This window comes from Microvirga terrestris (genome assembly GCF_015694425.1).
Taxonomy (GTDB): Bacteria; Pseudomonadota; Alphaproteobacteria; order Rhizobiales; family Beijerinckiaceae; genus Microvirga; species Microvirga terrestris.
Genome location: NZ_JADQDN010000002.1, coordinates 229670 through 255206 on the forward strand (window position 1 = coordinate 229670; position 25537 = coordinate 255206).

Below are 25537 nucleotides of genomic sequence, written 5' to 3' on the forward strand. Positions count from 1 at the left end.
GCATGCTGAAGCATCAAAGCTGGATGTGCTGATGAAAAATCTCAAGCTCCGCGTGGCGCGGCCGACAGATGACCTTGAGGCGGTTGTGCGCTTCTACCGCGATGGCCTTGGCTTCCAGGTGATTGCCTCGTTCGACGAAACGGATGGCTTCGAGGGCAGAATGCTGGGGCATCCCCAGGCCATGTGGCACCTGGAGTTCACATCCCTGCGCGGTCATCAAGCCGGCCGTGCCCCGACCGAAGACAACCTGCTCGTCTTCTACCTGCCGGATCGCAGCGAATGGGAGGCTGCGGTGCAGAGAATGCGCGACAACGGACATTCTCCAGTGCCATCCTTCAATCCATATTGGGATGAACTGGGCGTGACGTTCGAGGACCCTGATGGCTACCGTGTCGTGCTGCAGAACATGGCCTGGGTGAAGTAAATCCACTACCTTATACGAGAACGGACTCAGACGACCTCAATCATTTGTCGTTGCTCTAGGAATGAGCCTTTCTCGAGCTTGTTGAATCAGCCACTCAATAAGTTCTAGCGGTATGTTCTCGCGATAGGCGCTGAGAGCCATGTCATGAGTTTGATCTGAGTAGAAGATGTCGGCTACGGCAGGCTGCCCTTCATCAGTGATCTCCCTGAGTTCAAGATACATTCCATCGGCATCGACGTCACTGCAAAGCAGTGTGGTATAGCGCCGTCCACCAACCACGATGTCCATCTTCACTCCCGCAGATTAACCGCCCAGCGTCTCCTCGAACCGCACCACCTCACCCTGCGACGGCGCCTCCAGCGATCCATCCCACATCACCACGTTGCCGCGCACGACCGTACCGATGGGCCAGCCGGTGACTTTCTTGCCGTCGTAGGGTGTCCACTGCGATTTGGATGCAATCCAGTCGTTGGTGATGGTCTCGGCGCGCTTCAGATCGACCACGGTGAAATCCGCGTCATAGCCAACCGCAATGCGGCCCTTGCCGGCGATGCCGAACAGGCGCTTGGGGCCGGCACTCGTCATGTCTACGAAGCGCTCGAGCGTGAGGCGGCTGGCATTCACGTGGTCGAGCATGATCGGCACGAGGGTCTGCACGCCAGTCATGCCGGACGGCGTGTTGGGATAGGTCTTGTCCTTCTCCGCGCGGGTGTGCGGCGCGTGGTCGGAGCCCAGGATATCGGCAATGCCTTCATCGAGCCCCTGCCAGAGTGCGGCGCGGTGGAGTTCGTCGCGGACGGGTGGGTTCATCTGGATGTAGGTGCCGAGGCGCTCGTAATCTTCCGGTCCCACCAGCGTCAGGTGATGCGGCGTCACCTCCACCGACACGAGATCCTTGTGCTCTCTCAAAAGCGCCATTTCCTCGGCGGTGGTGATGTGGAGCACGTGGATGCGCGCGCCGGTATCCCGGGCGATGCGCACGAGGCGGTGCGTGCAGGCGAGCGCCACTTCGGCCGAGCGCCACACGGGATGCGAGCGCGGATCGCCCTCGACGCGCAGGTTCTTGCGCTCGCGCAGCATTGCCTCGTCTTCGGAGTGGAAAGCGGCGCGACGGCGGGTGCGGCGAAGAATATTGGCGATGCCTTCGTCATCCTCGACGAGCAGTGAGCCGGTGGACGAGCCCATGAACACCTTGATGCCGGCAGCGCCCGGCAGGCGCTCCAGTTCGGGCAGATCGTTCACGTTCTCATGGGTGCCGCCGACCCAGAAGGCGAAGTCGCAATGCATGCGATGGTGGCCGCGCCGCACCTTGTCGGCGAGCGCCTCGGGCGTCGTAGTCTGCGGGTCAGTGTTGGGCATCTCGAACACCGTCGTGACCCCGCCCATGACGGCGGCGCGGGAGCCCGATTCGAGATCTTCCTTGTGGTCGAGGCCGGGCTCGCGGAAGTGCACCTGGGTGTCGATGACGCCCGGCAGGATGTGCAGCCCCCGGCAGTCGACCTCCCGCGCGGCGGAGGCTTGCGACAGGTCGCCGATGGCGGCGATCTTTCCGCCGCGCACACCGATGTCGCGCTCCACGCGCCCGTCGTGGTTCACCACGATGCCGCCTTTAAGGATCAGGTCGAAGGTTTGGGGCATGGCAATCTCATCCCTTGAGGCCGCTGCGGAAGGGGCATATGTCAGGCATCGAGCTTAAAGCAATCGGAGCGGGGCACATGCCGTCAGTCCATCTGGCCGACCGGGGCGTGGTAAGGGTTTCGGGCGAGGACGCCAAGACTTTTCTCGACAACCTCATCACCTGCGACCTGGACCGTGTGTCACCGCACACGGCGCGCTTCGGCGCCCTGCTGACGCCGCAGGGCAAGATCCTGTTCGACTTCCTGGTTTTCCAGGCCCCGGAGGAGATCGGCGGCGCCTATTATCTCGATGTCCTGAGGGTCTACGGACCCGACCTCGCCAAACGCCTCGGCTTTTACAAGCTCAGGGCGAAGGTCGTGGTCGAGGACCTGTCCGATTCGCTCGACCTTGTGGCCGGCTGGGATGCGCCGCAGCCGGATGACGAGGCCGGTCTCGTCGTGGCGGATCCCCGGCTGCCGGCGCTGGGCTGGCGCGCCATCGTGGCGACCGAGGACTCGGGCGAATTCGCCAAGGATCCGGCGGAAGCCTATCACGCCCACCGCATCGCTCTCGGCGTGCCCGAGGGCGGGCGCGACTTCCTGTTCGGAGACGCTTTCCCGCACGAGGCCCTCATGGACCAGCTCCAAGGAGTTGATTTTGACAAGGGCTGCTATGTGGGCCAGGAGGTGGTCTCCCGCATGCAGCATCGCGGCACGGCCCGCACCCGGATCGTCCCGGCCGTCTACGAGGGCGGCTTCGCGGCGGATCTCGGCGTTGAGGTGATGGCTGGCGAGAAGCTTCTGGGCAAGACAGGCACCGGCGCTGAAGGGCGCGGGCTCGTGATGATCCGCCTCGACCGGGCGGAGGATGCCCTCAAAGCCGGCGAGACGATCCGGGCCGGCGGCATCCCGGTGCTGCTGGAAAAGCCCTCCTGGGTGAGGTTTGCCTTCCCGGGCGAGCAGCACGCCGCGTCCTGAGCCGGTAAAAAGCCAAGCTTGAAGCGGAACGAAATCCTCACGAAATCGTTACAGCCAATCGACCCGAGATCGGACTGAAGCAAGAGCTGGCCTGGGTCCGCTGGGGGATTCTGATGAACGCAGTGCAAGGGACCGGCTCGACGCCCCAAGAGGGACGCTTCCAGCTTCTGGTCGATGCCGTCACTGACTATGCAATCTACATGCTCGATCCGAAGGGCATCGTGTCCAGCTGGAATGCCGGCGCGCAGCGCTTCAAGGGCTATACGCAGGACGAGATTCTCGGCGAGCACTTCTCCCGATTCTATACAGATGAGGACAAGGCCACCGAATTGCCGCGGCGCGCCCTGGAGACCGCGGCCCGCGAGGGCAAGTTCGAGGCCGAGGGCTGGCGCCTGCGCAAGGATGGCACCCGGTTCTGGGCCCATGTGGTCATCGACCCGATCCGCGACACCCGTGGGAACCTGATCGGCTTCGCCAAGATCACCCGCGACTTGACCGAACGGAAGAGAGCGCAGGAAGCCCTGAAGGAAAGCGAGGAGCGCTTCCGCCTTCTGGTCCAGGGCGTCACCGATTACGCCATCTACATGCTCGATCCGCAGGGCCGCGTTACCAATTGGAATGCGGGCGCGCAACGGATCAAGGGTTATTCTCACGACGAGATTCTCGGCGCGCATTTCTCACAGTTCTACACCGACGAGGACAAGGCGACCGAGTTGCCCAAGCGGGCCCTGGAGACGGCAGCCCGCGAGGGCCGGTTCGAGGCGGAAGGTTGGCGCCTGCGCAAGGACGGGACACGCTTCTGGGCCCATGTGGTCATCGACCGGATCCGGAACGACATGGGCGAGATCATCGGCTTTGCCAAGATCACCCGCGACATCACCGAGCGCCGGCAGGCGCAGGAGGCCCTGGCCCAGGCTCAGGCGGCCCTGTTCCAGTCGCAGAAGATGGAGGCCGTCGGGCAGCTCACGGGCGGCGTCGCCCACGACTTCAACAATTTGCTGACCGTCATCGTCAACAGCCTGGATCTTCTCACCCGCAACACCCGCGATGCGCGCGACATGCGGCTGATCGAGAGCGCCCAGCGCGCGGCCGAACGCGGCTCGAAGCTGACGCAGCAGCTGCTGGCTTTTTCCCGCCGTCAGCCCCTCCAGCCTGCCCTGCACAATCCGAACACCCTGATCGGAGGCTTCGAGGCGATCCTGCGCCGAGCCTGCGGTGAACGGGTCAAGTTGAAGCTTGCGCTTGCACCACGCGTTCGGTCGATCTCGGTCGATGCGCCGCAATTCGAGGCGGCCCTCCTCAATCTCATCGTCAACGCGCGGGACGCGATGCCGGATGGCGGGATGCTGACGATCACGACTGGCAACGCGACCATAGGCGAGAACGAAGGGGTTTCGGCGGAATTGAGCCCGGGTCCCTATGTCTCGATCGCCGTAGAGGATACCGGCTCGGGCATGGCGCCCGAGGTTGTCGAGCGCGTCTTCGAGCCCTTCTTCACCACCAAGGAGGTCGGCAAGGGCACGGGCTTAGGCTTAAGCCAGGTCTATGGTTTCGTCACGCAGTCGGGCGGGCACGTGAAGGTGGACAGCACCCCGGACCGCGGAACGACGATCACGATGCTGCTGCCCGCTCAAGATAACGGGGAAGAGCCCGTGCAGGACGAAGACAGGACCGAGCATCCGGGACGTGATAGCGCGGGCACCGTGCTGATCGTCGAGGACGAGCCTGCCGTGCTGGAAGTGGCAAGCGACATCTTCGACAGCCTCGGCTACGACGTGCTGACCGCGACCGATGCGCAAAAGGCCATTGCGGTTCTGGAAGGCGATGCTGCGATCGACGTGATGTTCAGCGACGTGATCATGCCCAATGGCATGAACGGCGTCGAACTCTCCCGCAAGGCGCGCGAGTTGCGCCCCCACCTCAAGATCCTGCTGGCCTCGGGCTATCCCATGTCGGCCCTGCCCTCCGAGGGCCTGGGTGCGGGGGTCTCCTTCATCAGCAAGCCCTACCGCTGGACGGAGCTTGCCGACAAGCTGCGGATGCTCCGTTCTTAAGCATACAGGTCATCGCCTTCAGTGATGGACGGCATCGGCAATTTTGATTGGTGCCGGCAAAAGCTTCCCGCTAGCATCCCGACAGAATCGAGCCGGGAATGCCATGTATCAGCCGCCCCACTTTCGTGAGGACAATCGTGAGGTTCAGCACGCCCTCATCAGAGCCCATCCGCTTGGGCTTCTCGTGACGCTGGGCAGCGCGGGGCTCGTGGCCAATCCCGTTCCCTTCGTGCTCGACGCCTCCGCCTCGCCCCAGGGAACCCTCAAGGCCCATCTGTCTCGGGCGAACGGCCAGTGGCAGGATTTCGACGCGTCGCAGGAAGCTCTCGTCGTGTTCCAGGGGCCCGAGACCTACATCACCCCGTCCTGGTATGCAGCCAAGCGCGAGCACGGCAAGGTGGTGCCGACCTGGAACTACGCCGTCGTGCAGGCCTATGGCCGCATGCGCGTCATTGACGATACGGATTGGCTCCTCCGGCAGATTACCGCCATGACGGACGTGCAGGAAGTCGCCCGGCCGGAGCCCTGGAATGTGACTGACGCACCGGCTCCCTTCGTGGCGGCGCAGCTCAAGGGGATCATCGGCATCGAGATCGAGATCACCCGGATCGAGGGCAAGTGGAAGGTGAGCCAGAATCGGTCGGAGGCCGACCGTCAGGGTGTCGCGGAGGGCCTGCGCCTTGCCGAGGACGATGCCTCGCGGCACATGGCGGATCTGGTCGATGCGCGAGGAGCCTTGCCCGGTGGCCGACAATCTTGAACCGCGCGTTGAGCCCTGCGTCCTGCAGACCCTTGAGGAATGGGTTGCCATGAGGCATGCCCTGTGGCCGGAGGGGCCGAAGGACGATCACCGCTCCGAAGCTCAGGCCATGCTTTGGGACCAGAAGGAAGCCATCGCGCTTCTCGTGCGCCTGCCCGATGGAACGCCGGCGGGCTTTGCCGAAGCGGCGTTGCGCCACGACTACGTGAACGGCTGCGCCACCTCACCGGTGGCCTTTCTCGAAGGGATTTACGTGCAGCCGGAGCACCGCGGGAGGGGCCTTGCCCGGCTGCTGTGCAGGGCGGTGGAGCGCTGGGCGCGGAGCCTCGGCTGCAGCGAATTCGCCTCCGACGTTCTCCTCGACAACACCGCGTCCCAGGGCATGCACAAGGCGCTCGGCTTCGAGGAGACGGAGCGGGTCGTGTATTATCGGAAGCGGCTGTCGCGCTCCTGACGTATTTCGTCAGGAGCGATCTTCCCGTTTTTCGGCACTCCCGCTACACAGGTCGCATGAGCGACGGACTGATCCTGCATCCCGACAACAAATCCCGCTGCTGGTGGCCCGGCACGGATCCCTTCTATGTGGAATACCACGACACGGAATGGGGCGTGCCCGAGTACGACGACCGAGCGCTGTTCGAGAAGCTTATTCTCGACGGTTTCCAGGCGGGCCTGTCCTGGATCACCATCCTGCGCAAACGCGAAAACTTCCGCAGCGCTTTTGCTCGCTTCGACCCGGCCGTGATCGCCCGGTTCGATCAGGCGCAGGTGGAGGCACTGATGCTCGATCCTGGCATCGTGCGCAACCGCGCCAAGATCGAGGCGACGATTGCGGGCGCCCGCGCCTGGCTCGTGATTCAGGAGCGCGGCGGCTTTTCAAACTTTCTCTGGGATTTCGTCGATGGCCGGCCGATCCAGACAAATGCGAAAACCCGCAAGGACGTGCCAACCGAGACCGAGGTCTCGCGCAGGATCTCGAAGGCGCTGAAGACAGAAGGCTTCAACTTCGTCGGGCCCACCATCGTCTATGCCTTCATGCAGGCGGTGGGCATGACGAACGATCACCTGACCGGCTGCTATCGCCACGCGGAATGTGCGGCATTGGCTGAGATGCGCTGATGGCCAAGGAACCGCGCGTCTGGCAGCGGATGCTCTCCGGCCGCCGTCTCAACCTGCTCGATCCCTCGCCCCTCGATGTGGAACTCGACGACATCGCCCATGGGCTTGCCCGCGTGGCCCGCTGGAACGGGCAGACGGTGGGCGGACACATCTTCTCCGTCGCGCAGCACTCGCTTCTCGTCGAGGCGATTGCCAGTCACCTCGATCCGGACATGTCCCGCGAGTGGCGCTTGGCAGTGCTCCTGCACGATGCGCCCGAATACGTGATCGGCGACATCATCTCGCCCTTCAAGGCGGTGATCGGCGATGCCTACAAGGCCATCGAAGCGGGCCTGCTCGCGGCCATTCACCTGCATTTCGGCCTGCCTGCCCAACCCGCTGCGGCCCTCAAGCGATTCATCAAGCAAGCGGACCGGCAGGCAGCCTTCCTCGAAGCGACCCATCTCGCAGGCTTCGGACGCGAAGAGGCGATCAAGGTCTTCGGACGGCCCGATCCCCTGCCCCGCACGGTGCTGACCCTTCTGGAGCCCTGGCCTGTCGCGCAAGCCGAGGAGCACTATCACCAGAAGGTGACGGCGGCGCTGGCGAAGTGATGCACAGTCTCATCTGATCTAAAGCCTGCCATGACGGCCAGGGTGTCATCCCCGGCGAGCGTCAGCGAGGGAAGGGGATCCAGTCACACCCTCATTGCTATGGATCCCCTTCCCCTCCGCTGCGCTCCGGCCGGGAATGACATCTCACTTCAATTCATGCTGCCAACCCGAATCCTGTAAGCCTCTTCACCACCTCCGAGACCGAGCCCATGCCGACCCTTCACGTCTGCCCCCTGTCCCGCCTGCACGCCACCGTGGCCGAAACCCGAGCCAGCCATGTGGTGAGCCTCATGGGGGTCGGGGCCGAGGTGCCTCGCCTTACCGGCATCGCAGCGGAGCGTCATCTCTTCATCGGCGTCAGCGACATCGTGGAGCCGCTCGACGGCCATGTGCTGGCGGGTGCGGAGCACATGGAGCAGTTGCTCTCGTTCGTTCGCGCATGGGGCCGGGAAAGCCCACTCGTCCTGCATTGCTGGGCCGGGATCAGCCGCTCAACGGCTGCCGCTTATATCGCGGCCTGCGCCCTGGCGCCGGAGCGGGACGAAACCTCCATTGCCCTCGCCTTGCGTGCAGCCGCCCCCAGCGCCACCCCGAACGCCCGGTTCGTTGCGCTCGCCGACGATCTTCTCGGCCGCCAAGGCCGGATGGTCGACGCGATCCGCTCCATCGGTCGTGGGGCCGAGGCTATGGAGGGGACACCCTTCATGCTACAGCTTAACGGTAGCTAGCCGATTCCGTTTCGGACAATCAGCCTGTCACGAACACTGAGGCCATCCCTTGGAGATCCCCTTCCTCGTCCTGCTGGCCCTCGGCATTCCGGTCTGCGCCATCGCGGGCCTTGTTCTTGGCCTCTCGGCCCGCAGCAAGCTGATGCTCCTGCAGGGACGCGTCGCGGCTCTGGAGAGCGAATTGCGGCTCGCCAGGGCGCAGGCAGGACCGGCAGCCTCCACGACGGAGCAGCAAGCTCCTGAAGCTCCTCCAGAAGAGGTTCCCGCACCGGATTTGCTCCCGGAGCCGCAAGCCGAAGCTCCCCGACCGGCGGGATCGGTTCCAGCCATGCAACCGCCGGCCCCACAGCCAGCTTCTCCCGACCGGGACTTCGAGGCGACGCTCGGCTCCCGCTGGGCCGTCTGGGTCGGAGGCGTTGCGCTGGCCCTCGGCGGCATCTTCCTCGTCCGCTACTCCATCGAACAGAACCTGCTGAGCCCCGCCACCCGCATCATGCTCGGCGGGATGTTCGCCCTTATGCTGATCGGGGCCGGTGAATGGCTGCGACGCCGGGAGAGCAGCATCGCCCTGCCGGTCGTTCCCAGCGCGAATGTACCCAGCATCCTCACGGCGGCAGGAACCTGCGGGGCTTTTGCGGCGGCCTATGCGGCCTACGCGCTCTATGGCCTCATCGGCCCAGCAGCTGCCTTCGTGGTCCTGGGCGTGATCGCGGTCCTGACCATGGCCGCGTCCACTCTGCACGGCCCCATCCTGGCCGCGCTCGGCCTGCTCGGCGCTATGGGGAGCCCGCTCCTCGTCTCATCCGACGAGCCCCAGCCCTGGGCCCTCGTGATCTATCTCGCCTTCGTGGTGCTGCCCGCCTACGGCGTCGCGCGCCTGCGCCTGTGGCGCTGGCTTGCCTTGGCGGCCGCGACCGGCGTGCTGATCTGGACGTTCCTGATCTTTGTCCTCGACGCGCAGGACGCCCTGCCGGCCATGGTACATCTGGTGATCCAGACCGCATTGGCTGCGTTCTTCCTGGCGGCCCTGCCTTACCGCCATGTCCCCGATACCGAGAGCATGATCGACCGGGCGGCCAGCGTAGTTCTCTTGGCCTTCGCGGTGGCCGCTGTCGCAGTGTCGAGCACGGTTGCGGCGGGCGACGGGCGCGCGCTCTTCGTTGCCGCGATGGTGCTCGTCCTCCTGGCGACAGGCATCCGCTTCGCCCCGGCGGCCCCAGTTGCTGCTTGGGCAGCCCTGACCAGTGTCGGCGCCCTCTTGGTCTGGCCCATTCGGGCCGATCTCGGCGGCACGCCGGAAAACCTCTTCTACCAGAGCGGTGATGTCTTCGCGGTGCGGCCGCATGCGCTCGAAGTCTATCTCGCCCTCGCGCTCCTTGCCCCTGCAGCCATCGCCGGCACCGCCCTCCTCCGGTTGGTGCGCTCGCCAGACCTGCGCCTCTCCGCGACTGCGTGGTACGTGGGAGCCGCCACCATCGGCCCGCTTTTCGCCCTCGTGGCAGCCTATTGGCGGGTGGCGCACCTGGAGCGGAGCCTGTCCTTTGCCCTGATCGCCGGCGGACTGGCTCTGGCCTTCATCGCCGCTACCCGCTGGCTCAGCCGCCAGGACGGTGCGGAGGGCGCTCCGATCCGGCTGGCCCTCGGGGCCACCGCCTCGGCTGCTTTGGCGGCACTTGCCCTCGGCCTGACCTTCGCCCTCGACAAGGGGATGCTGACGGTCGCCTTCGCCCTGACGGCTCTGGGAACGGCCTGGGTTGCAGATCGAGCAGCTCTGCCCGCCCTGCGCTACGCAGTCGGCGCCATCGGGCTGATCGTTCTGGGGCGGCTGATCGCCAACCCGACCATCGTGAATGGCGATCCCGGCCCGGTCCTGATCAACTGGCTCCTCTGGGGCTACGGCGTCCCGGCCCTGGCCTTTCTCGCCGCAAGCCGGCTGCTAGAGCGATCCGGTCGTGGCAGAATCGTCCAGCTGACCGAGAGCCTGGGGCTCGTCTTCGCGACCTTCCTGGTCTTCTTCGAGATCCGCCACGCTCTCCGGGCGGGAGATCCACTGGCACTCACGACCGATCTCCTCGAGGTCGGACTGGTTGCAACCGAGAGCCTCGTCTTCGCGATCCTCCTGACGCGCCTGGACCTCAGGCGTGGAGACCCGGTTTACCGCTGGGGCTCCCTGATCTTCAAAATTGCCTCGCTGGCGCTCTGCGCCGGAGGGCTCCTCCTCATCGAGAACCCGCTGCTGACGGATGATACCATCCTCGGCGGGCCAGTGTTCAATGCCTTGATCCCAGCCTATCTGCTGCCATCCCTGCTGGCTGCCGGCTTGGCCCTGGTCGAGCGGCGCTCCCGCCCCCGCTTCTACAGCCTGTCCTCGGCAATTTTGAGCCTGCTGCTCTTCTCTGCCTATGTCGGGTTGGAGATCCGGCGGCTATTTGCCGGACCTGACATCGCTATATGGCGCGACTTCACCCAGGGCGAGCAATGGGCCTACTCGTTGGCCCTGCTGGTCACCGGCATCCTGCTGCTCGGTTCGGGGCTCGCCCGCGACAACCGCTTTGCCCGCCTGGCTTCTGCGGCCTATCTCGTGCTGGCGGTGCTGAAGGTGTTCATCGTCGACCTGGCCAATCTGGAGGGCGTCATGCGCGCCCTGTCATTTATTGGCCTCGGCCTTGTTCTCATCGGCATCGGTCTCGTCTATCAAAGACTCCTCGCCCATCGACCCAGCAACGCCGCAATCCCATCGTGACATTGTCCTAGCCTCGAGATTTGACGGATAGCCGCATGACCGATACCGCCTCCATCAAGACCCTCCCCTTCGAGAAGGCTCTGGCCGAACTCGAGGAGATCGTGCGGCGCCTCGAGCGCGGCGACGTGCCCCTTGAGGACTCGATTGCGATCTACGAGCGCGGCGAGGCCCTGAAGAAGCATTGCGAGCAATTGCTGAAGAAGGCCGAGGCCCGGATCGAGAGGATCACCATCGGCCCGGACGGCGTTGCCTCAGGCACGGCTCCGCTGGACGTCGATAACTAAGTCACTGAAAGATCAGGCGGCGCCGCTCCGCTCGATGGCCGCGTCGACATCCTGGAGCACGGCATCGGGATCAATGGCGAAGGCCTGCTTCTGTCCCTCGGGCCCGCCGATCACCGGCTCATAGCTGGCGCCGACTTCGGCGGCCCAATGCAGACCCGTGCTCTTGCGCCCGTTCTGCGCCATCAGCTCGATGAGCAGAGGCTGGCGCTTAGCCCAGAGGATGTTGGCAAGGCCCGCGCCATGGACCCCCATGACGATCCGGGCTTCGCCGAACCACTGCATTTGCTCGTGGTGGTTCGACCAGGATGCCTGGACGATCTGGAAACCGCGCTTGCGCAGCCCCTCCATCAGGGCGGCTTCTCCGTCCACCCGGCGCAGGCGCGTGTCACCCCGGGTCAGATAAATGCGTGGCGCAGGCTCGGGGAGCTGTCGATCCTTGTACGCGGCCTCGAACACTGAGCGGGCGAAGCCGATTGCCTCGGGTGTCGCGAAAAGCCTCTCGACATTGCAGCAATGGGTGCGCGCGTAGAGGTAGGAATCCGCTTGGATCCGTTCCCAGGGCGCAAGCTTCACATGATCGATGGCAAGGCCTTTGCGGTGCAGGCCCTCGATGAAACTCATGACCAGCGGATTGACCGAGCGCGCCGTGGCGATGGTGAGGGTTTCCCCTTGAGGCACCGCACCACGGTCGAGCGCATGGCACAGGGGCATCAGAACATCGGTGAGCAGATGGCCGTAATGGGAGTAAGGGGGAATTGCCGCAACGACCCCGCTCACGCGGCGCGTGTGGAAAGCTGTCGGTGCCGGAAACGCGAAGTTCCAGTTGCTGTCCGCATTCGTGTCGAAGGACAACTGCCGGCCCGTGGCCGCATCGACAGGGGTCAGGGTATGACCGGGAACCAGGATGCCTGACAGCAAGGCCGCCACCCGACGGGCGGAATTCTGATCCGTGAACCGGCAGGACGGTTTCATCACATCGACATTGTGCTGACTGACGAAGGCGCGCTGCCGATCGTACCGGCCCTGCATCAGCCGGAAAGGATGAATGCTGTCCTCGACGAGCCTCACCTTCCCGTCATCGGGCCAACCAAAATCGGGAAAGAACGAAACGGCCTTCCGCAACGTCGCACTGGAGCCCGTGAGCCCCTTCATCACGCGGAACGCGATGGGCTTGAGATCAAAGGTCCGGTGAAGGGCGGAATGATGTCGGGCCATCGCGATCCGTTAAATGCGTTGGGCGAAGCTTGGCACCGGAGCCGCAGACGTCGCCTTGACGTTGATTGAGGACCTATCACGCGCCAGGACGAGCAGGATAGGGAACCACATAAACAAATAATGCGTGTTGAAGAACGCGAAGGGATTCGGCAGGTCGGCTCCCATATAGCCGAACGAGAAGATGAGCGACGCAAGACCGAAGAAGCGCAGGGTCTCGTCCATCCCTCGGGTCAGGCACCGGGCATAGCCTGCAGCCATGAAGGCGGATGCCACGAGGCCGCCGAGACCGAAATACAAGGCGATGCCGAAAAGACCGTTATGGGCATGGCTCAACCACTCAAACGGAAATCGAAACTCAGGTCCGCTGCCCAGAATCGGATGAAGCGCGATCTGATCGCGAACCCGCTCCCATACTTCGTTGCGGTTTGAGGGCCGGCACCAGTCGCTGTTGCTGCCGCAAATGATGGCTTTGATGTTCGGCTCGAAGATGACGAGGCCTGTTACGATGAGCCAGCTTGCCAGGCAGGCCATAAGCACGACAAGCATGCCGCGCCGTTCAAGCATGAAAGCAAGTGGCAGTGCCAGGCAGAGAGCGACGAGTGGCCCCCGGCTCTGGGTCAGGACGAGACCGGCAGCCAACGGCACCGCCAGCATAAGCAGGATACCAAAGGTCTTCCGGTTCCTGCCCATTTCATCCCTCCACAGAGCAACTGTGGCGATCAGGGCACTGGCGAGCGCACCAGCACCGGGAATGGGATTGCCGCCCCGCCCGAAGGGGATCATGCGGTCCATGAAATGCGGGGCTTTCAGAACATGAATGATGATCGACAGGAAGGCGCTTGCTGCCCCGATGCCGGCGATAATCCAGAGGATCTGTCGGGTACTTAAGACCCGAGACGTCTGCGCGGCGAAAAGGAAGAACGCGGCCAGCAATCCGATTTTGGAATAGTCGGAGACCGGCCGAGGCATGTCGCCGAACAGGGCGCCTGCTGCCTGCCAGGCTAACAGGAAACCGAGTGAGAGCCAAAGCCACAGATTTCTCCGAAGCGTCTCCGCGACTATCCCGCTGGCGAAGGCCAGGAGCGCACCGGCAAATATAGGCGAGACAGATAGACCCGGGGCCTTTCCGCCTCTGGCGAAGAAGATGGCAATAACGAAGAGAACGAATGCCACAACGCTCAGCGCATGAACCCGCCCATGATCGGCAAGGTGCTTACGGGCCAGGGCAGTGGGTAGGCTGAGTCGGGAGGCGCCTAAAGTCATCAGAACCGGCAGACTTTGATATCCATGAGGGCGTGGAACAATATTTCGGGAATGATCGCCGTCTAGCACTTCGATTCCGTGTTTTCAACCAACTGTGAACTCGCTGTGACCTTCAGGCATGACGAGCAAAGGCCTATGACCTCGCCCGGCTTACAGATCCGTAGGCATCCTCAGGGTTATATCTGAAGCTTAACCTATGAAACGGCTTCGAGAACAGTGACTCCAAGCCATCTTTGGCTCCGCCGGTGTTCAGTGCGACAGGTTGCCACCACCTTGGCAGTTGTTAAGTTGCCATGACTAGGCAGATGGAACGAGGTTTCCGATTTGACCCTCCCCAGTTAAGCCCCTATCTCCTTTGTCTGGCCTTCGGTCGAAGCTTGGCGAGTAAAACGTTGTCCACACCCCTTCTCGACACCCTCAAGACCCCAGACGATCTGCGTCATCTGCCCGAGAGCCAGCTCCGCCAAGTGGCCGATGAGCTGCGGACCGAGACGATCAGTGCGGTCTCCGTCACGGGCGGACACCTCGGGGCAGGCTTAGGCGTGGTCGAGCTCACGGTGGCGCTACACTACGTGTTCGATACTCCCCGCGACCGGCTGATCTGGGACGTGGGCCACCAAGCCTATCCCCACAAGATCCTCACGGGTCGCCGTGATCGAATTCGCACCCTGCGCCAGGCCGATGGCCTTTCGGGCTTCACTAAGCGCCAGGAGAGCGAATACGACCCCTTCGGAGCCGCCCATTCCTCCACGTCGATCTCAGCCGGCCTTGGCATGGCCGTCGCGCGGGACTTGGAGGGCAAGCACAACAATGTGATCGCCGTCATCGGGGATGGCGCCATGTCGGCCGGCATGGCCTATGAGGCGATGAACAATGCCGGCGCCATGCATTCGCGCCTCATCGTCATCCTCAACGACAACGATATGTCGATCGCGCCGCCCACCGGTGCCATGTCGTCCTATCTCGCCCGTCTCGTGTCCGGCGGGGCCTACCGGGGCCTGCGCGAGACCGCCAAGCAATTGGCCAAGAAGCTGCCGAAGTTCTTCTACGACAAGGCTGCCAAGGCAGAGGAATTCGCCCGCGGGTTCTGGACCGGCGGCACCATGTTCGAGGAGTTGGGCTTCTACTATGTGGGGCCTATCGACGGTCACAACCTCGACCACCTGCTGCCGATCCTGAAGAATGTCCGCGATTCCGAGACCGGTCCGATCCTCGTCCATGTGGTGACGAAGAAGGGCAAGGGCTACGCGCCGGCGGAGGAAGCGGCCGACAAGTATCACGGCGTCGTCACCTTCGATGTGGTCACAGGCGCCCAGACCAAGGCGAAGGCCAATGCCCCTGCCTACACCAAGGTCTTTGGCGAAAGCCTGATCAAGGAAGCGAGGCGAGATGACAAGATCGTCGCCGTCACGGCTGCCATGCCGACCGGCACGGGTATCGATCTCTTCGGTAAGGAATTCTCCACCCGTACCTTCGATGTAGGCATTGCCGAGCAGCATGCGGTGACCTTTGCCGCCGGCATGGCCACAGAAGGCTACAAGCCATTCTGCGCTATCTATTCCACCTTCCTGCAGCGGGCCTACGACCAGGTGGTTCACGACGTGGCGATCCAGAACCTGCCCGTGCGCTTCGCCCTCGACCGGGCAGGCCTCGTGGGTGCGGACGGCCCCACCCATGCGGGCTCCTTCGACGTCGCCTATCTCGGCTGCCTGCCGAACATGGTGGTGATGGCAGCAGCCGACGAGGCCGAACTCGTTCACATGGTGGCTACCGCCGCGGCGTATGATTCCGGCCCCATCGCGTTCCGCTACCCGCGTGGCGAAGGCGTTGGTGTCGACATGCCTGAGCAGGGCGTGCCGCTCGTCATCGGCAAAGGCCGTGTGATGAAGGAAGGTAGTCGCATCGCCATTCTGTCGCTCGGCACCCGGCTTGGCGAGGCCTTGAAGGCGGCCGAGGAACTGGAAGCGCGAGGCCTCTCAACCACCGTGGCCGATGCCCGCTTCGCCAAGCCCCTCGACGAGGAGCTGATCCTGCGGCTGGCCCGCGACCACGAGGTGCTGATCACCGTCGAGGAAGGCTCCGTGGGCGGCTTCGGCTCCTATGTGCTACAGCTTCTTGCTGACAAAGGCGCCCTGGATCGCGGCACCCTGAAGGTGCGCTCCATGGTCCTTCCTGATGTCTATCTCGACCATGACAAGCCGGAGCGCATGTATGCCAAGGCCGGCCTCGATGCCGCCGGCATCGTGACCAAGGTGTTCGAGGCGCTTGGACAAGAAGAGACGCGGAAGGTCAGGGCTTAACAGCACCTCCGCTGTCATTCCGGAACGGCCACAGGCCGAGCCCGGAACCCATAACCGCTAACGCTACAAAAAGAAGCAGAACGCCGATTGCAGATTTCTGCAACCTCGTGATTATGGATTCCGGGCTCCGCTATCCGGCCCCGGAATGACAGTCTTGGTTAAATCGCCAGCGTCCCGGCCTTCGCGGCGGCGTAGCGCTCACCGATCCGGTTCCAGTCGAGCACGTTCCACCACGCTTTCAGGTAATCCGGCCGGCGGTTTTGGTATTTGAGGTAATAGGCGTGCTCCCACACGTCGTTACCCATGAGGACGCGCTGCCCGTCCATGAGCGGCGTATCCTGATTGGGCCTGGTGACCAGGCCGAGCTTGCCATCGCGGGCAACGGTCATGAAGACCCAGCCCGACCCGAATTGCCGGGTGCCGGCCGCATTGAAGTCCTCCTGGAACTTCGCAAGGCCGCCGAGATCCCGATCGATTGCGCTCTTGAGCTCGCCTGCAGGTTCGCCACCCTGGCCGCCCATGATCTGCCAGAACATGGTGTGGTTGGCATGGCCACCACCGTTGTTGCGCACGGCCATGCGGATCGATTCCGGCAGCTCGCCGATTTTCGCCAGCATCTCGTGCAGCGGCAGCTTGGCCGCCTCGGCATTCTGGGAAAGCGCCGCATTGAGGTTGGTCACATAGGCCGCATGGTGCTTGCCATGGTGAAGCTCCATGGTCTGCGCGTCGATATGAGGCTCGTTCTTGGCGGGCGCATAGGGCAAGGGATCGAGCTTGAAAGGACCCGACGGGGCTTGCGCCCAGGCGCGGGGAATGGCAGCGCTGGCAGCAAGCAGGGTAGCGCCTGTCAGAAGATGGCGACGGCTGATCATGGGATCTCCATTGGCTATGAGAGACTTGTGAACGAAAGATGATCTAGGGCCGGGCCTGGTTCCTGCCCATGAAAGGATCGTGAACGCACATGGATGTGAGACCTTGATGACCCGCAAGCGCGCCGACGTGGCTCTGGTCGAGCGCGGCTTCTTCGCAAGCCGCGCCCGGGCCCAGGAGGCGATTGCCGCCGGCCTCGTGACCGTGAATGGCACTGTGGTCCGCAAGGCGTCCGACACGGTGTCGGAGGGGGCTGTGATCACGGCCGAGCAGCCGCACCCTTACGTCTCCCGCGGCGGCGTGAAGCTGGCAGCGGCGCTCGACGTGTTTCAAATCGATCCGAAGGACAAGGTCTGCCTCGATATTGGGGCGTCCACGGGCGGCTTCACCGAGGTGCTGCTCAACCGGGGCGCAGCGCATGTGTACGCGGTGGATGTCGGTCATGGCCAGCTGCATCCCACCATCGCCGGCCATGCGCGTGTGAGTAATCTGGAGGGAACAGATGCCCGCGCGCTGAATGCGGACCTCCTTCCGCAGCCGGCGGATCTTCTCGTCTCGGATGTGAGCTTCATTTCGCTCAAGCTCGTGCTGCCGGCCGCCGTCGCCCTACTGAAACCCCGCGCGGACCTTGCCGTTCTCGTGAAGCCGCAATTCGAAGCCGGGCGCGATCACGTGAAAAAGGGCATCGTGCGCGATGAAGCTGTGCATCGTGCCGTGTGCGAGGATATGAGAGCCTTCGTGGCTTCGCTCGGCTTCGAGGTCATGGGGCTCATCCCCTCGCCCATCGAGGGCGGTGATGGTAACCGCGAATTTTTGTTGGGAGCCCGCATTGGCTGAACAGGTCACCATCAGGCGCCTCGGCGCGAAAGCCGACGGCATCGCCGAGAGCGCTGGCGAGCACGTTTTCGTGCCGAAGGTGCTGCCGGGCGAGATCGTGACGATCGAGCGCGACGGATCGCATGCGCGGCTTCTGAGCGTCGATGCCCCCTCGCCCGAGCGCGAGACGCCGTTCTGCCCCTATTTCGACGCCTGCGGCGGCTGCGCCACGCAGCACATGAAGCACGGCTTCTATCAGTCCTGGAAGCAGGAGATCCTTGCTCACACCCTGCGTCAGGCACGGATCGAGGCGCCCATCGAACCGCTCATCGACGCCCATGGCGAGGGAAGGCGGCGCGTGACGCTGCATGTGCGCTTTCCCGATCGCGCCATGCATGTGGGCTACATGGCTCCGCGTAGCCACCAGATCGTCGAGATCGCGTTCTGCCCCATCGCGGAGCCCGGCCTGAAGGATCAGGCGCCCGGCATCGCCCGCGCCATCGGCGAGCACCTGAAGGGACCGCGAAAGCCGCTCGACATCCAGATCACGCAGACGCAGACCGGCTTCGACGTGGACGTGCGCGGACATGGCCCCACGAAGGATGCGGAGCGCCTGAGCCTCATCGACCTTGCAGGCCGGCTCGATCTCTCACGTCTGTCGATCCATGGCGACGTGGTCGTGGAGCGCCGCCCGCCCGCGATCCTCATGGGCCGCGCCTCCGTGATTCCGCCCGCAGGCTCGTTCCTGCAGGCGACGCAGCGCGGCGAGGAGGTGCTCGCTGGACTCGTGATGGAGGCCTGCGCGAAGGCCAAGCGCGTGGGCGATCTCTTTGCCGGTTCGGGGCCTTTCTCGCTGCGGCTTGCCGAGAAGGCTGAGGTGCATGCGGTGGAGTTCGACAAGGGCTCGATGGCGGCATTGGACAAGGCGTTTCGCGCTACGCCGGGTCTTCGCCGGATCTCGACGGAGGCCCGCGATCTTTTCCGCCGCCCGCTGCTGACACCGGAGTTGAATGCCTTCGACGCAGTGGTCCTTGATCCGCCCCGCGCCGGAGCGGAGGCGCAGGTGAAGCAGATTGCCGTGTCGAAAGTGCCACTTGTGGTGAGCGTCTCCTGCGATCCCGCCACCTTCGCCCGCGACGCGGCCATCCTGATGGACAGCGGCTATCGGCTCGAGCGCGTGACCCCTGTCGATCAGTTCAAGCACTCGCCGCACCTGGAAGTCGTCGGCATCCTGCGCCGCGATGTGGTGAAGAAGCGGCGGTGAGCCTCATAAGCGTCATCCCGGACGAAGCGCAGCGAAGATCAGGGACCGCTGGATCAGTGTGGCGCGGGAACCCTCCTCCCCCTAGTGGGGAGGAGTTGGGGGTGGGGGTGAGCGCTACCCTGGTCCAGTCCAGCGCCGGCACCCCCACCCCAGCTGCTTCGCAGCGCCCCCTCCCCGCAAGGGGGAGGGAAACCCGCGTTCTATTCTGCACCCGATCCCGGATCGGCTGCGCCGTCCGGGATGAATGTGCTGAAAAGCTAAAACAAGCTCCCCTGATCATCCTCATCACTGGAGAGCGGCTTCTTGGCCTTAGGCTTTCTCTCGGCCACAGGCGCAGGCTCCGGCTGCGTAAGAGGCTCCAGCAAGCCCGAGTCGTCGTTCTCGACCTTGTTCACCCGGCTTGAGACCGGCACCATGTCGAGCCACTCGTCAGGACACGGCCGTACCAAGCGCATCACGTCGGCGCGCTCATCCCGCACATCGAGCCAGGCTCCGATGTCGTCCGGCGAGAGGATCACCGGCATGCGGTCGTGAACGGCAGACAGCGTGCCGTTGGCGTCTGTGGTGACGATGGCCGCCGTATCGATCTCACCGCCGTCAGGGCTGCTGTAGGTTTCCCACAGGCCTGCAAGCGGCATCGGCCTGCGGTCGCGCGGGCGGATCAGGAACGGCGTTTTCTCTTTCCCGTCCCGGCGCCATTCATAGAAGCCGTCGGCGAGGAAGATGCAGCGTCGGCGCTTCAATGCATTCCTGAAGGTCGGCTTGGTTTGCAGGGTCTCGCCGCGGGCGTTGATGACCAGTGGAAAATCCTTCGGATCCTTGACCCATGAGGGCAGGAAGCCCCAACGCACCAGCATGAAATGCCGCTCGCCCCGATCCTCCAGCACGACGGGCACCGGCTGGGTGGGAGCCACGTTGTAGCGCGGGGGAAAGTTCGGCTGTTCCGAATAGCCGTAGAACTCCCGGTAGGTTTCGGGTGGGAGGCTAATGGCATAGCGTCCGCACATGAGATCCTCCTAAAGCCACCGTTTCCAGCGGAAGTAGAGATAGGGCAGCGCTGCGGCGAGGATCATGAGGGTAATCGCCCAGGGATAGCCGAAGTCCCATTCGAGCTCGGGCATGAACTTGAAGTTCATGCCATAAAGCGAGGAGACAAGCGTCGGCGGCAGGAAGATCACCGACATGACCGAGAAGATCTTGATGATGTCATTCTGCTCGATGGTGACGAGGCCGAGCGTCGCATCGAGCAGGAACTGGATCTTGTTGGACAGGAACGTCGCGTGCTCTTCGATGGATTGCACGTCGCGCAGGGCCGTGCGCCATTCGGCCTGATAGCCCGCCGTCTTCTGCGGTCGCGGCATGCTGGCCGACAAGAACAGCAGCATGCGCTCCACCGACACCATGCTCTCGCGCACGTTCGAGATGACGTCGCCCTTGCGGCCAATAGATTTCAGGGCAGCGCGGTAGGATGCGGCACGTTTAGCTCCCTGCCGCTCGTTCTCGAAGATCGCCTGCGACAGGCGGTCGATGCGCGAGCCCACGGTTCCGAGAATTTCGGCCGCGCGGTCGATGATGGTCTCGATCAGCCCGTCGAGCACGGCCTCCGGCTGATGCCGGCATCCGCCTGGTTTGCCCGCGCGGGCCATGAACATGCTGAAGGAGCGCGGCTCGCCATAGCGCACGGTCACGAGGGCCCGCTCGGTGAGGATGAAGGACACGTCAAGGAGCTTCGGCGTGTCCGTCTCGGAACTGCACAGGACACGCGCCGTCATGTAGCGCGCATTGTTCTCGTGATAAAGGATCTCGGACGGCTCGATATCGGCCATCTCCTCCCGGGTCGGGATTTCGATGCTGAGATGAGCCTCGACGAGCTTGTCCTCCTCGCGGGTCGGCTCGATCAGGTCGATCCAAAGGGCATCGCCGGGAATCGGGGTTCCCGGCGGCAGGACGTAACGGTCGAGGGACTGACCAGCCGGTCCCGTCGCCTGCGCTGCTGGCCTGTGGATCAGAATCATGCGCGTTCTTGCCCCTTCACGACCAATTCTTCCCCCTCCCCACAAGAGAGAGGAGAGTCTGTTAGCGCCAGAATAACTATGGATTGTGGGCTTAACGCAAGGATGACAGAGGCGGTGTGCTGTCAGGCACGAAGAAATCCGGCGCGAGGGGTTGTGTCGGGTCGACCCGGTACTTCTCGAAGTCCTTCACACCCTCCCCATGCAGGAAAACGTCGTCGATGAGGAAATGACCCGAGAAGCTTTTCGAGGGCTTCTGGAAGATTGCGTAGGCTGCATCGGCCAGAATCTCCGGCGTGCGGCTGGCCTGAACGAGGGCATCTCCGCCGAGCAGATTTTTGACCGCAGCGGTCGCGATGGTGGTGCGCGGCCACAAGGCGTTGACGGCAATGCCCCTGCCCCGCAACTCGCCCGCAAGCCCCAGCACGCAGAGGCTCATGCCGTATTTCGCCATGCTGTAGGCGAGATGCGGGGCGAACCACTTCTCGCTCATGTCCAGCGGCGGCGAGAGCATGAGGATGTGCGGGTTCTCGGCCTTCTCCAGATGCGGAATGGCGTATTTCGACACCATATAGGTGCCGCGTGTGTTGATCTGGTGCATCAGATCGAAGCGCTTCATGTCGGTCTGTGGCGTCGGCGTGAGGCTGATGGCGCTGGCATTGTTGACCACGATGTCGAGGCCGCCGAAGGTCTCGACCGTCTTTGCGATCGCGCCCTTCACCGCCTCCTCGTCGCGCACGTCGACCACCAGCGGCAGCGCCTTGCCGCCAGCCTTCTCGATCTCCTGCGCGGCCGTATAGATCGTGCCGGGCAACTTGGGATGGGGTTCGGCGGTCTTGGCCGCGATGACCACGTTCGCGCCGTCCTTCGCCGCACGCAACCCGATGGCAAGGCCGATGCCGCGCGAGGCGCCGGTGATGAAGAGGGTTTTTCCGTTGAGGCTCATGGGATCAACTCGCGAGTGCCAGGGTTGCGTCGTGCAGGAAGCCTGCACCGCTCATCACCGTTTCCTCAAGCCCCTTTGCTCCGACAGCGATGTTCTCGGCGAAGAAACGGCAGAGCGCGATGCGCCCGGCATGGGCGGGGTCCGTGTCGCCGCCGGCCACTTGAGCATTCGCCGCCAGCGCCATCTCGGCAAGAGCCGCACCGCCCTGTGCGAGGGCGAAGAGCCGCAGATATGGCGTGGCGCCGGCAAGCGCTTCGCCCTGCGCGTTGGAGGACAGGGACTGCAGCAGATGGCTCGTCGCCCGGTCAAGGCTCTCGATGGCATCGCGCAAGCGCGGCGCGGTCGCGCCGAAAGCGGGCGTGCTCTCCTTGAGAAGGCGCGCGGCCGTAGCGCGCATGGAGGCGATCTGCGCCCGCACCGTTTCGCCGCCGGCGAGCGGCAGCTTACGGGTGACGAGGTCGATGGCCTGGATGCCGTTGGTGCCCTCGTAGATCGGTGCAATGCGCGCATCGCGGAAATGCTGCGCGGCGCCCGTCTCCTCGATAAAGCCCATGCCGCCATGGACCTGCACGCCGATGGAGGCCACCTCCACGCCGATATCGGTCGAGAAGGCCTTGGCCACCGGCGTCAGCAGCGAGGCGCGCTCATGCGCTTTCTTCCTGCGCCCCGGATCTTCTTCAAGATGCGCCCGGTCGATGGCTTCCGCGGTCATGTAGCAGATGGCCCGAGCCGCAGCGGTGAGCGCCTTCATGGTGAGCAGGTTGCGCTGCACGTCCGGATGCACGGCAATCGGACTCATGCCTTCCACCGCTCCGATGGCGCGGCCCTGCCTGCGCTCGTTGGCATAGCCGAGCGCCTGCTGATAGGCGCGCTCGGCAACCGCCACACCCTGCAGGCCTACGGCGAGGCGGGCGTTGTTCATCATCGTGAACATACAATTGAGGCCGCGATTCTCCTCGCCGACAAGCCAGCCGATGGCGCCGCCATTGTCGCCGAAGATCATGGTGCAGGTGGGCGAGGCGTGGATGCCGAGCTTGTGCTCGATGGAGTGGCAGCGCACGTCGTTGCGGGTGCCGTCGGGCAGGAACTTCGGCACGAGGAACAGCGAGATGCCGCGGGTGCCGGCGGGCGCATCCGGCAGGCGCGCGAGCACGAGATGGATGATATTGTCGGTGAGATCGTGCTCGCCATAGGTGATGAAGATCTTCTGGCCTGTGACCCTGTAGGTGCCGTCACCTGCCGGCTCGGCGCGCGAGCGCAGGGCCGCGAGATCGGAGCCCGCGTGAGGCTCCGTGAGGTTCATGGTGGCGGTCCATTCGCCGGAGACGAGCTTTTCAAGATACCGGCTCTTGAGATCCTCCGTACCATGTTGAACCAGCGCCTCGATGGCCCCCATGGTGAGCACGGGGCCGATGCCGAAGGCCATGGAGGCGGCGTTCCACATCTCGACGCAGGCGGAATTCAGCAGCGTTGGCAGGCCCTGGCCGCCGTATTCCACCGGGCCGGGAAGCGCATTCCAGCCCGCTTCGGTCCAGCCCTTATAGGCTTCCTTCCAGCCTGGAGCGGTGGTCACTGTTCCGTCCTTGAGGGTCACGCCATGCTTGTCGCCCTCGCGGTTGAGGGGCGCGATGACGTCGTTGGCGAAGCGGCCCGCCTCTTCCAGGATGGTCTCGGCCAACTCCACGGAGAGATCGCCATAGACGCCGTCCGCCACGGCACGATCCAGGCCTGCCACATGCCGCATGGTAAAGACGATGTCGGGGACGGGCGCGCGGTAGGTCATGGGCTCTTCCTCTCACAGGGATAGGCTTTTCATATTGACGCGTGTTCTCGCGCCGTTAAACCCGCCCGGCAAGGGGATTTTCCCCGCGGGCAAGGGATAGTTTAGACGTGAACGATCTTGGGTCAATGCGCCAAACGGAGCGTCTGACATCCGACGAGGCCGGCCTTGCGCGCGCGGCGGAGATTCTGCGCCGGGGTGGCCTCGTGGCTTTCCCGACCGAGACCGTCTACGGCCTCGGGGCCGATGCCACGGATTCGCAAGCTGTGGCCGGCATTTATGCCGCCAAAGATCGCCCGAGCTTCAACCCGCTGATCTCCCACCTGGACAGCTTTGAAGCCGCCCGAACCCAAGGCGTGTTCGACGAGATGGCCCGGCGCCTGGCAGAAGCCTTCTGGCCTGGCCCGCTGACCCTTGTGGTGCCGGTGGCCCCCACCTGCACCATCTCCGACCTCGCCCGCGCCGGTCTCGACAGCGTGGGCCTGCGCGTGCCGGCCCATCCCCTCGCCCATGCGCTTCTGCAGAAGACGGGCCGCCCGGTCGCCGCGCCCTCCGCCAACCGCTCGGGGCGCGTAAGTCCCACCGATGCCGATCACGTGCTGGGCGATCTCGACGGGCGCATCGACGCGGTGCTCGACGGCGGATCGTCCCAGGTTGGCCTGGAATCGACCATTGTGGCCTGCCTCGGCGGCGCGCCACGCCTGCTGCGCCCCGGCGGCGTGCCGCGCGAGGCCATCGAGGCGTTGATCGGGATGAGGCTTGAGGTGGGATCGGAAGGAGGCGGAGCTCCGTTGGCGCCCGGCATGCTCGCCTCCCATTACGCACCTCGGGCGCGGGTGCGCCTGAATGCGGCGAGCGTCGAGGCTGGTGAAGCGGTCCTGCTGTTCGGCCCCAAGGCTCCGGAGGGGGCGGATGCCGCGCGCATCACCCTGAACCTCAGCAAAAACGGCGACCTCGTGGAGGCCGCCGCTCATCTGTTTTCCTATCTGAGGCAGCTCGACGCTTCGGGAGCGGCCACCATTGCGGTGAGCCCGATTCCTGAGACGGGCCTAGGCGAAGCCATCAACGACCGCCTGAGGCGGGCTGCGGCGGAGCGGTAAGTCCGCTCCGCTCTTCTGTCGTTTCTTACTTCGCCGCCAACTTCGCGGCGATCTGAGCCACGTGTCGGCCCTGGAAACGGGCGCCGTCGAGATCGATCTCGGTCGGCTGGCGCGAGCCGTCGCCGCCAGCGGTCGTGGAAGCGCCGTAAGGCGAGCCGCCGCGGATCTGGTCGACGCCCATCTGACCTTGGAAGGAATAGGGCAGGCCCACAACCACCATGCCGTGGTGCAGGAGCACCGGCAGCGTGGTGAGGATGGTGGCTTCCTGACCGCCGTGCTGGGTAGCCGTGGAGGTGAAGACCGAGCCGACCTTGCCGATGAGCTTGCCCTGCGCCCAGAGGCCGCCGGTCTGGTCGAGGAAGTTTTTCATCTGCGCCGTCATGGTGCCGTAGCGGGTCGGCGTGCCGAAGATGATGGCGTCGTATTCCGGCAATTCCTCGACCGTGGCGATGGGGGCCTTCTGGTCGGTTTTGTAGTGAGCGGCCTGCGCGACTTCAGCCGGCACGAGCTCCGGCACGCGCTTGACCACAACCTCGGCGCCAGCCTCGCGGGCACCCTCGGCCGCGGCATAGGCCATCTGCTCGATGTGACCCCAGGACGAATAATACAGAACCAGAACCTTGGTCATGTGAACTCCAATTGGTTGGATTGAGACGCAGGCCAGTCATTGCC

The 25537-nt window shown here is 64.2% G+C and carries 24 protein-coding genes; 14 read left to right on the forward strand and 10 right to left on the reverse strand.

Annotated elements, in window-relative coordinates; translation table 11 throughout:
• The first annotated feature begins 31 nt into the window (after positions 1–31).
• Positions 32–424 carry a VOC family protein gene (locus I2H36_RS05195; RefSeq protein WP_196262809.1) on the forward strand — a complete coding sequence of 131 codons (393 nt, stop codon included), beginning with the start codon at positions 32–34 and terminating at the stop codon, positions 422–424.
• A gap of 36 nt (positions 425–460) precedes the next feature.
• On the opposite strand, the gene I2H36_RS05200 is transcribed toward I2H36_RS05195, so the two are convergent.
• Positions 461–712: a hypothetical protein gene (locus tag I2H36_RS05200; RefSeq protein ID WP_196262810.1), complete on the reverse strand. Its 252-nt coding sequence runs from the start codon at positions 710–712 to the stop codon at positions 461–463.
• 15 nt (positions 713–727) lie between these two features.
• Positions 728–2062, reverse strand: a complete 1335-nt coding sequence (locus I2H36_RS05205) for a dihydroorotase (RefSeq protein WP_196262811.1) — start codon at positions 2060–2062, stop codon at positions 728–730.
• 77 nt (positions 2063–2139) lie between these two features.
• Here I2H36_RS05205 and ygfZ point away from each other — a divergent pair, with 77 nt between their 5' ends.
• The 9 genes from ygfZ (at position 2140) to I2H36_RS05250 (ending at position 11299) form a co-directional block, all read left to right on the forward strand.
• Positions 2140–3018, forward strand: a complete 879-nt coding sequence (ygfZ, locus tag I2H36_RS05210; RefSeq protein ID WP_196262812.1) for a CAF17-like 4Fe-4S cluster assembly/insertion protein YgfZ — start codon at positions 2140–2142, stop codon at positions 3016–3018.
• Positions 3019–3131: 113 nt separating this feature from the next.
• On the forward strand, positions 3132–5072 hold the full coding sequence (locus tag I2H36_RS05215; protein WP_196262813.1) for a hybrid sensor histidine kinase/response regulator: 1941 nt from the start codon (positions 3132–3134) through the stop codon (positions 5070–5072).
• Between the two features lie 103 nt (positions 5073–5175).
• On the forward strand, positions 5176–5832 hold the full coding sequence (locus tag I2H36_RS05220) for an FMN-binding negative transcriptional regulator (RefSeq protein ID WP_196262814.1): 657 nt from the start codon (positions 5176–5178) through the stop codon (positions 5830–5832).
• Positions 5795–6286, forward strand: a complete 492-nt coding sequence (gene aac(6') / locus I2H36_RS05225) for an aminoglycoside 6'-N-acetyltransferase (RefSeq protein ID WP_425523274.1) — start codon at positions 5795–5797, stop codon at positions 6284–6286. Before I2H36_RS05220 ends, aac(6') begins: the two co-directional genes overlap by 38 nt.
• A 56-nt stretch (positions 6287–6342) precedes the next feature.
• A complete protein-coding gene (locus I2H36_RS05230; RefSeq protein WP_196262815.1) occupies positions 6343–6951 on the forward strand; it encodes a DNA-3-methyladenine glycosylase I in 609 nt (202 codons plus the stop codon).
• Positions 6951–7544 carry a YfbR-like 5'-deoxynucleotidase gene (locus tag I2H36_RS05235; RefSeq protein ID WP_196262816.1) on the forward strand — a complete coding sequence of 198 codons (594 nt, stop codon included), beginning with the start codon at positions 6951–6953 and terminating at the stop codon, positions 7542–7544. The genes I2H36_RS05230 and I2H36_RS05235 overlap by 1 nt, the downstream gene beginning before the upstream one ends.
• A 209-nt stretch (positions 7545–7753) precedes the next feature.
• Positions 7754–8272, forward strand: a complete 519-nt coding sequence (locus tag I2H36_RS05240) for a tyrosine phosphatase family protein (protein ID WP_196262817.1) — start codon at positions 7754–7756, stop codon at positions 8270–8272.
• A 49-nt stretch (positions 8273–8321) separates the two neighbouring features.
• A complete protein-coding gene (locus I2H36_RS05245; protein ID WP_196262818.1) occupies positions 8322–11015 on the forward strand; it encodes a DUF2339 domain-containing protein in 2694 nt (897 codons plus the stop codon).
• Positions 11016–11050: 35 nt separating this feature from the next.
• A complete protein-coding gene (locus I2H36_RS05250; RefSeq protein ID WP_196262819.1) occupies positions 11051–11299 on the forward strand; it encodes an exodeoxyribonuclease VII small subunit in 249 nt (82 codons plus the stop codon).
• A 12-nt stretch (positions 11300–11311) separates the two neighbouring features.
• Here I2H36_RS05250 and I2H36_RS05255 read toward each other — a convergent pair whose 3' ends face one another.
• Together I2H36_RS05255 and I2H36_RS20405 are read right to left on the reverse strand one after the other, a co-directional pair.
• Positions 11312–12514 (reverse strand): glycosyltransferase family 61 protein, encoded by a 1203-nt coding sequence (locus I2H36_RS05255; RefSeq protein ID WP_196262820.1) that lies wholly within the window; start codon positions 12512–12514, stop codon positions 11312–11314.
• A 9-nt stretch (positions 12515–12523) separates the two neighbouring features.
• The gene (locus I2H36_RS20405) at positions 12524–13687 is read right to left on the reverse strand and encodes an O-antigen ligase family protein (protein WP_196262821.1); all 1164 of its coding nucleotides are present in this window, start codon (positions 13685–13687) and stop codon (positions 12524–12526) included.
• Positions 13688–14169: 482 nt separating this feature from the next.
• Between I2H36_RS20405 and dxs the strand changes: the two genes are divergently transcribed.
• Positions 14170–16077: a 1-deoxy-D-xylulose-5-phosphate synthase gene (dxs, locus tag I2H36_RS05265; RefSeq protein ID WP_196262822.1), complete on the forward strand. Its 1908-nt coding sequence runs from the start codon at positions 14170–14172 to the stop codon at positions 16075–16077.
• A 158-nt stretch (positions 16078–16235) separates the two neighbouring features.
• On the opposite strand, the gene I2H36_RS05270 is transcribed toward dxs, so the two are convergent.
• Positions 16236–16949: a superoxide dismutase gene (locus I2H36_RS05270; protein ID WP_196262823.1), complete on the reverse strand. Its 714-nt coding sequence runs from the start codon at positions 16947–16949 to the stop codon at positions 16236–16238.
• 106 nt (positions 16950–17055) lie between these two features.
• Between I2H36_RS05270 and I2H36_RS05275 the strand changes: the two genes are divergently transcribed.
• Positions 17056–17784: a TlyA family RNA methyltransferase gene (locus I2H36_RS05275; RefSeq protein WP_196262824.1), complete on the forward strand. Its 729-nt coding sequence runs from the start codon at positions 17056–17058 to the stop codon at positions 17782–17784.
• Positions 17777–19027, forward strand: coding sequence for a class I SAM-dependent RNA methyltransferase (locus I2H36_RS05280; protein WP_246718663.1), 1251 nt, complete (start codon positions 17777–17779; stop codon positions 19025–19027). Before I2H36_RS05275 ends, I2H36_RS05280 begins: the two co-directional genes overlap by 8 nt.
• A 257-nt stretch (positions 19028–19284) precedes the next feature.
• Here the strand turns inward: I2H36_RS05280 and I2H36_RS05285 are convergent, their stop codons facing one another.
• From I2H36_RS05285 to I2H36_RS05300, 4 genes are all read right to left on the reverse strand, one after another.
• Positions 19285–20034 (reverse strand): SOS response-associated peptidase, encoded by a 750-nt coding sequence (locus tag I2H36_RS05285; RefSeq protein WP_196262826.1) that lies wholly within the window; start codon positions 20032–20034, stop codon positions 19285–19287.
• Between the two features lie 9 nt (positions 20035–20043).
• Positions 20044–21042: a magnesium transporter CorA family protein gene (locus I2H36_RS05290; protein WP_196262827.1), complete on the reverse strand. Its 999-nt coding sequence runs from the start codon at positions 21040–21042 to the stop codon at positions 20044–20046.
• Between the two features lie 91 nt (positions 21043–21133).
• The gene (locus I2H36_RS05295; RefSeq protein ID WP_196262828.1) at positions 21134–21985 is read right to left on the reverse strand and encodes an SDR family oxidoreductase; all 852 of its coding nucleotides are present in this window, start codon (positions 21983–21985) and stop codon (positions 21134–21136) included.
• A gap of 4 nt (positions 21986–21989) precedes the next feature.
• The gene (locus tag I2H36_RS05300; RefSeq protein ID WP_196262829.1) at positions 21990–23768 is read right to left on the reverse strand and encodes an acyl-CoA dehydrogenase family protein; all 1779 of its coding nucleotides are present in this window, start codon (positions 23766–23768) and stop codon (positions 21990–21992) included.
• Positions 23769–23875: 107 nt separating this feature from the next.
• Here I2H36_RS05300 and I2H36_RS05305 point away from each other — a divergent pair, with 107 nt between their 5' ends.
• The gene (locus I2H36_RS05305; RefSeq protein WP_425523275.1) at positions 23876–24865 is read left to right on the forward strand and encodes an L-threonylcarbamoyladenylate synthase; all 990 of its coding nucleotides are present in this window, start codon (positions 23876–23878) and stop codon (positions 24863–24865) included.
• Positions 24866–24890: 25 nt separating this feature from the next.
• Here I2H36_RS05305 and wrbA read toward each other — a convergent pair whose 3' ends face one another.
• The gene (wrbA, locus tag I2H36_RS05310) at positions 24891–25493 is read right to left on the reverse strand and encodes an NAD(P)H:quinone oxidoreductase (protein WP_196262830.1); all 603 of its coding nucleotides are present in this window, start codon (positions 25491–25493) and stop codon (positions 24891–24893) included.
• Positions 25494–25537 lie beyond the last annotated feature (44 nt).

What these genes read in the sequence shown, in the direction of transcription:
- I2H36_RS05195 (WP_196262809.1), top strand. Translation starts at nt 32, where the DNA reads ATGAAAAATCTCAAGCTCCGCGTGGCGCGGCCGACAGATGACCTTGAG.
- I2H36_RS05200 (WP_196262810.1), bottom strand. Translation starts at nt 712, where the DNA reads ATGGACATCGTGGTTGGTGGACGGCGCTATACCACACTGCTTTGCAGT.
- I2H36_RS05205 (WP_196262811.1), bottom strand. Translation starts at nt 2,062, where the DNA reads ATGCCCCAAACCTTCGACCTGATCCTTAAAGGCGGCATCGTGGTGAAC.
- ygfZ (WP_196262812.1), top strand. Translation starts at nt 2,140, where the DNA reads ATGCCGTCAGTCCATCTGGCCGACCGGGGCGTGGTAAGGGTTTCGGGC.
- I2H36_RS05215 (WP_196262813.1), top strand. Translation starts at nt 3,132, where the DNA reads ATGAACGCAGTGCAAGGGACCGGCTCGACGCCCCAAGAGGGACGCTTC.
- I2H36_RS05220 (WP_196262814.1), top strand. Translation starts at nt 5,176, where the DNA reads ATGTATCAGCCGCCCCACTTTCGTGAGGACAATCGTGAGGTTCAGCAC.
- I2H36_RS05230 (WP_196262815.1), top strand. Translation starts at nt 6,343, where the DNA reads ATGAGCGACGGACTGATCCTGCATCCCGACAACAAATCCCGCTGCTGG.
- I2H36_RS05235 (WP_196262816.1), top strand. Translation starts at nt 6,951, where the DNA reads ATGGCCAAGGAACCGCGCGTCTGGCAGCGGATGCTCTCCGGCCGCCGT.
- I2H36_RS05240 (WP_196262817.1), top strand. Translation starts at nt 7,754, where the DNA reads ATGCCGACCCTTCACGTCTGCCCCCTGTCCCGCCTGCACGCCACCGTG.
- I2H36_RS05250 (WP_196262819.1), top strand. Translation starts at nt 11,051, where the DNA reads ATGACCGATACCGCCTCCATCAAGACCCTCCCCTTCGAGAAGGCTCTG.
- I2H36_RS05255 (WP_196262820.1), bottom strand. Translation starts at nt 12,514, where the DNA reads ATGGCCCGACATCATTCCGCCCTTCACCGGACCTTTGATCTCAAGCCC.
- I2H36_RS05270 (WP_196262823.1), bottom strand. Translation starts at nt 16,949, where the DNA reads ATGATCAGCCGTCGCCATCTTCTGACAGGCGCTACCCTGCTTGCTGCC.
- I2H36_RS05275 (WP_196262824.1), top strand. Translation starts at nt 17,056, where the DNA reads ATGACCCGCAAGCGCGCCGACGTGGCTCTGGTCGAGCGCGGCTTCTTC.
- I2H36_RS05285 (WP_196262826.1), bottom strand. Translation starts at nt 20,034, where the DNA reads ATGTGCGGACGCTATGCCATTAGCCTCCCACCCGAAACCTACCGGGAG.
- I2H36_RS05290 (WP_196262827.1), bottom strand. Translation starts at nt 21,042, where the DNA reads ATGATTCTGATCCACAGGCCAGCAGCGCAGGCGACGGGACCGGCTGGT.
- I2H36_RS05295 (WP_196262828.1), bottom strand. Translation starts at nt 21,985, where the DNA reads ATGAGCCTCAACGGAAAAACCCTCTTCATCACCGGCGCCTCGCGCGGC.
- I2H36_RS05300 (WP_196262829.1), bottom strand. Translation starts at nt 23,768, where the DNA reads ATGACCTACCGCGCGCCCGTCCCCGACATCGTCTTTACCATGCGGCAT.
- wrbA (WP_196262830.1), bottom strand. Translation starts at nt 25,493, where the DNA reads ATGACCAAGGTTCTGGTTCTGTATTATTCGTCCTGGGGTCACATCGAG.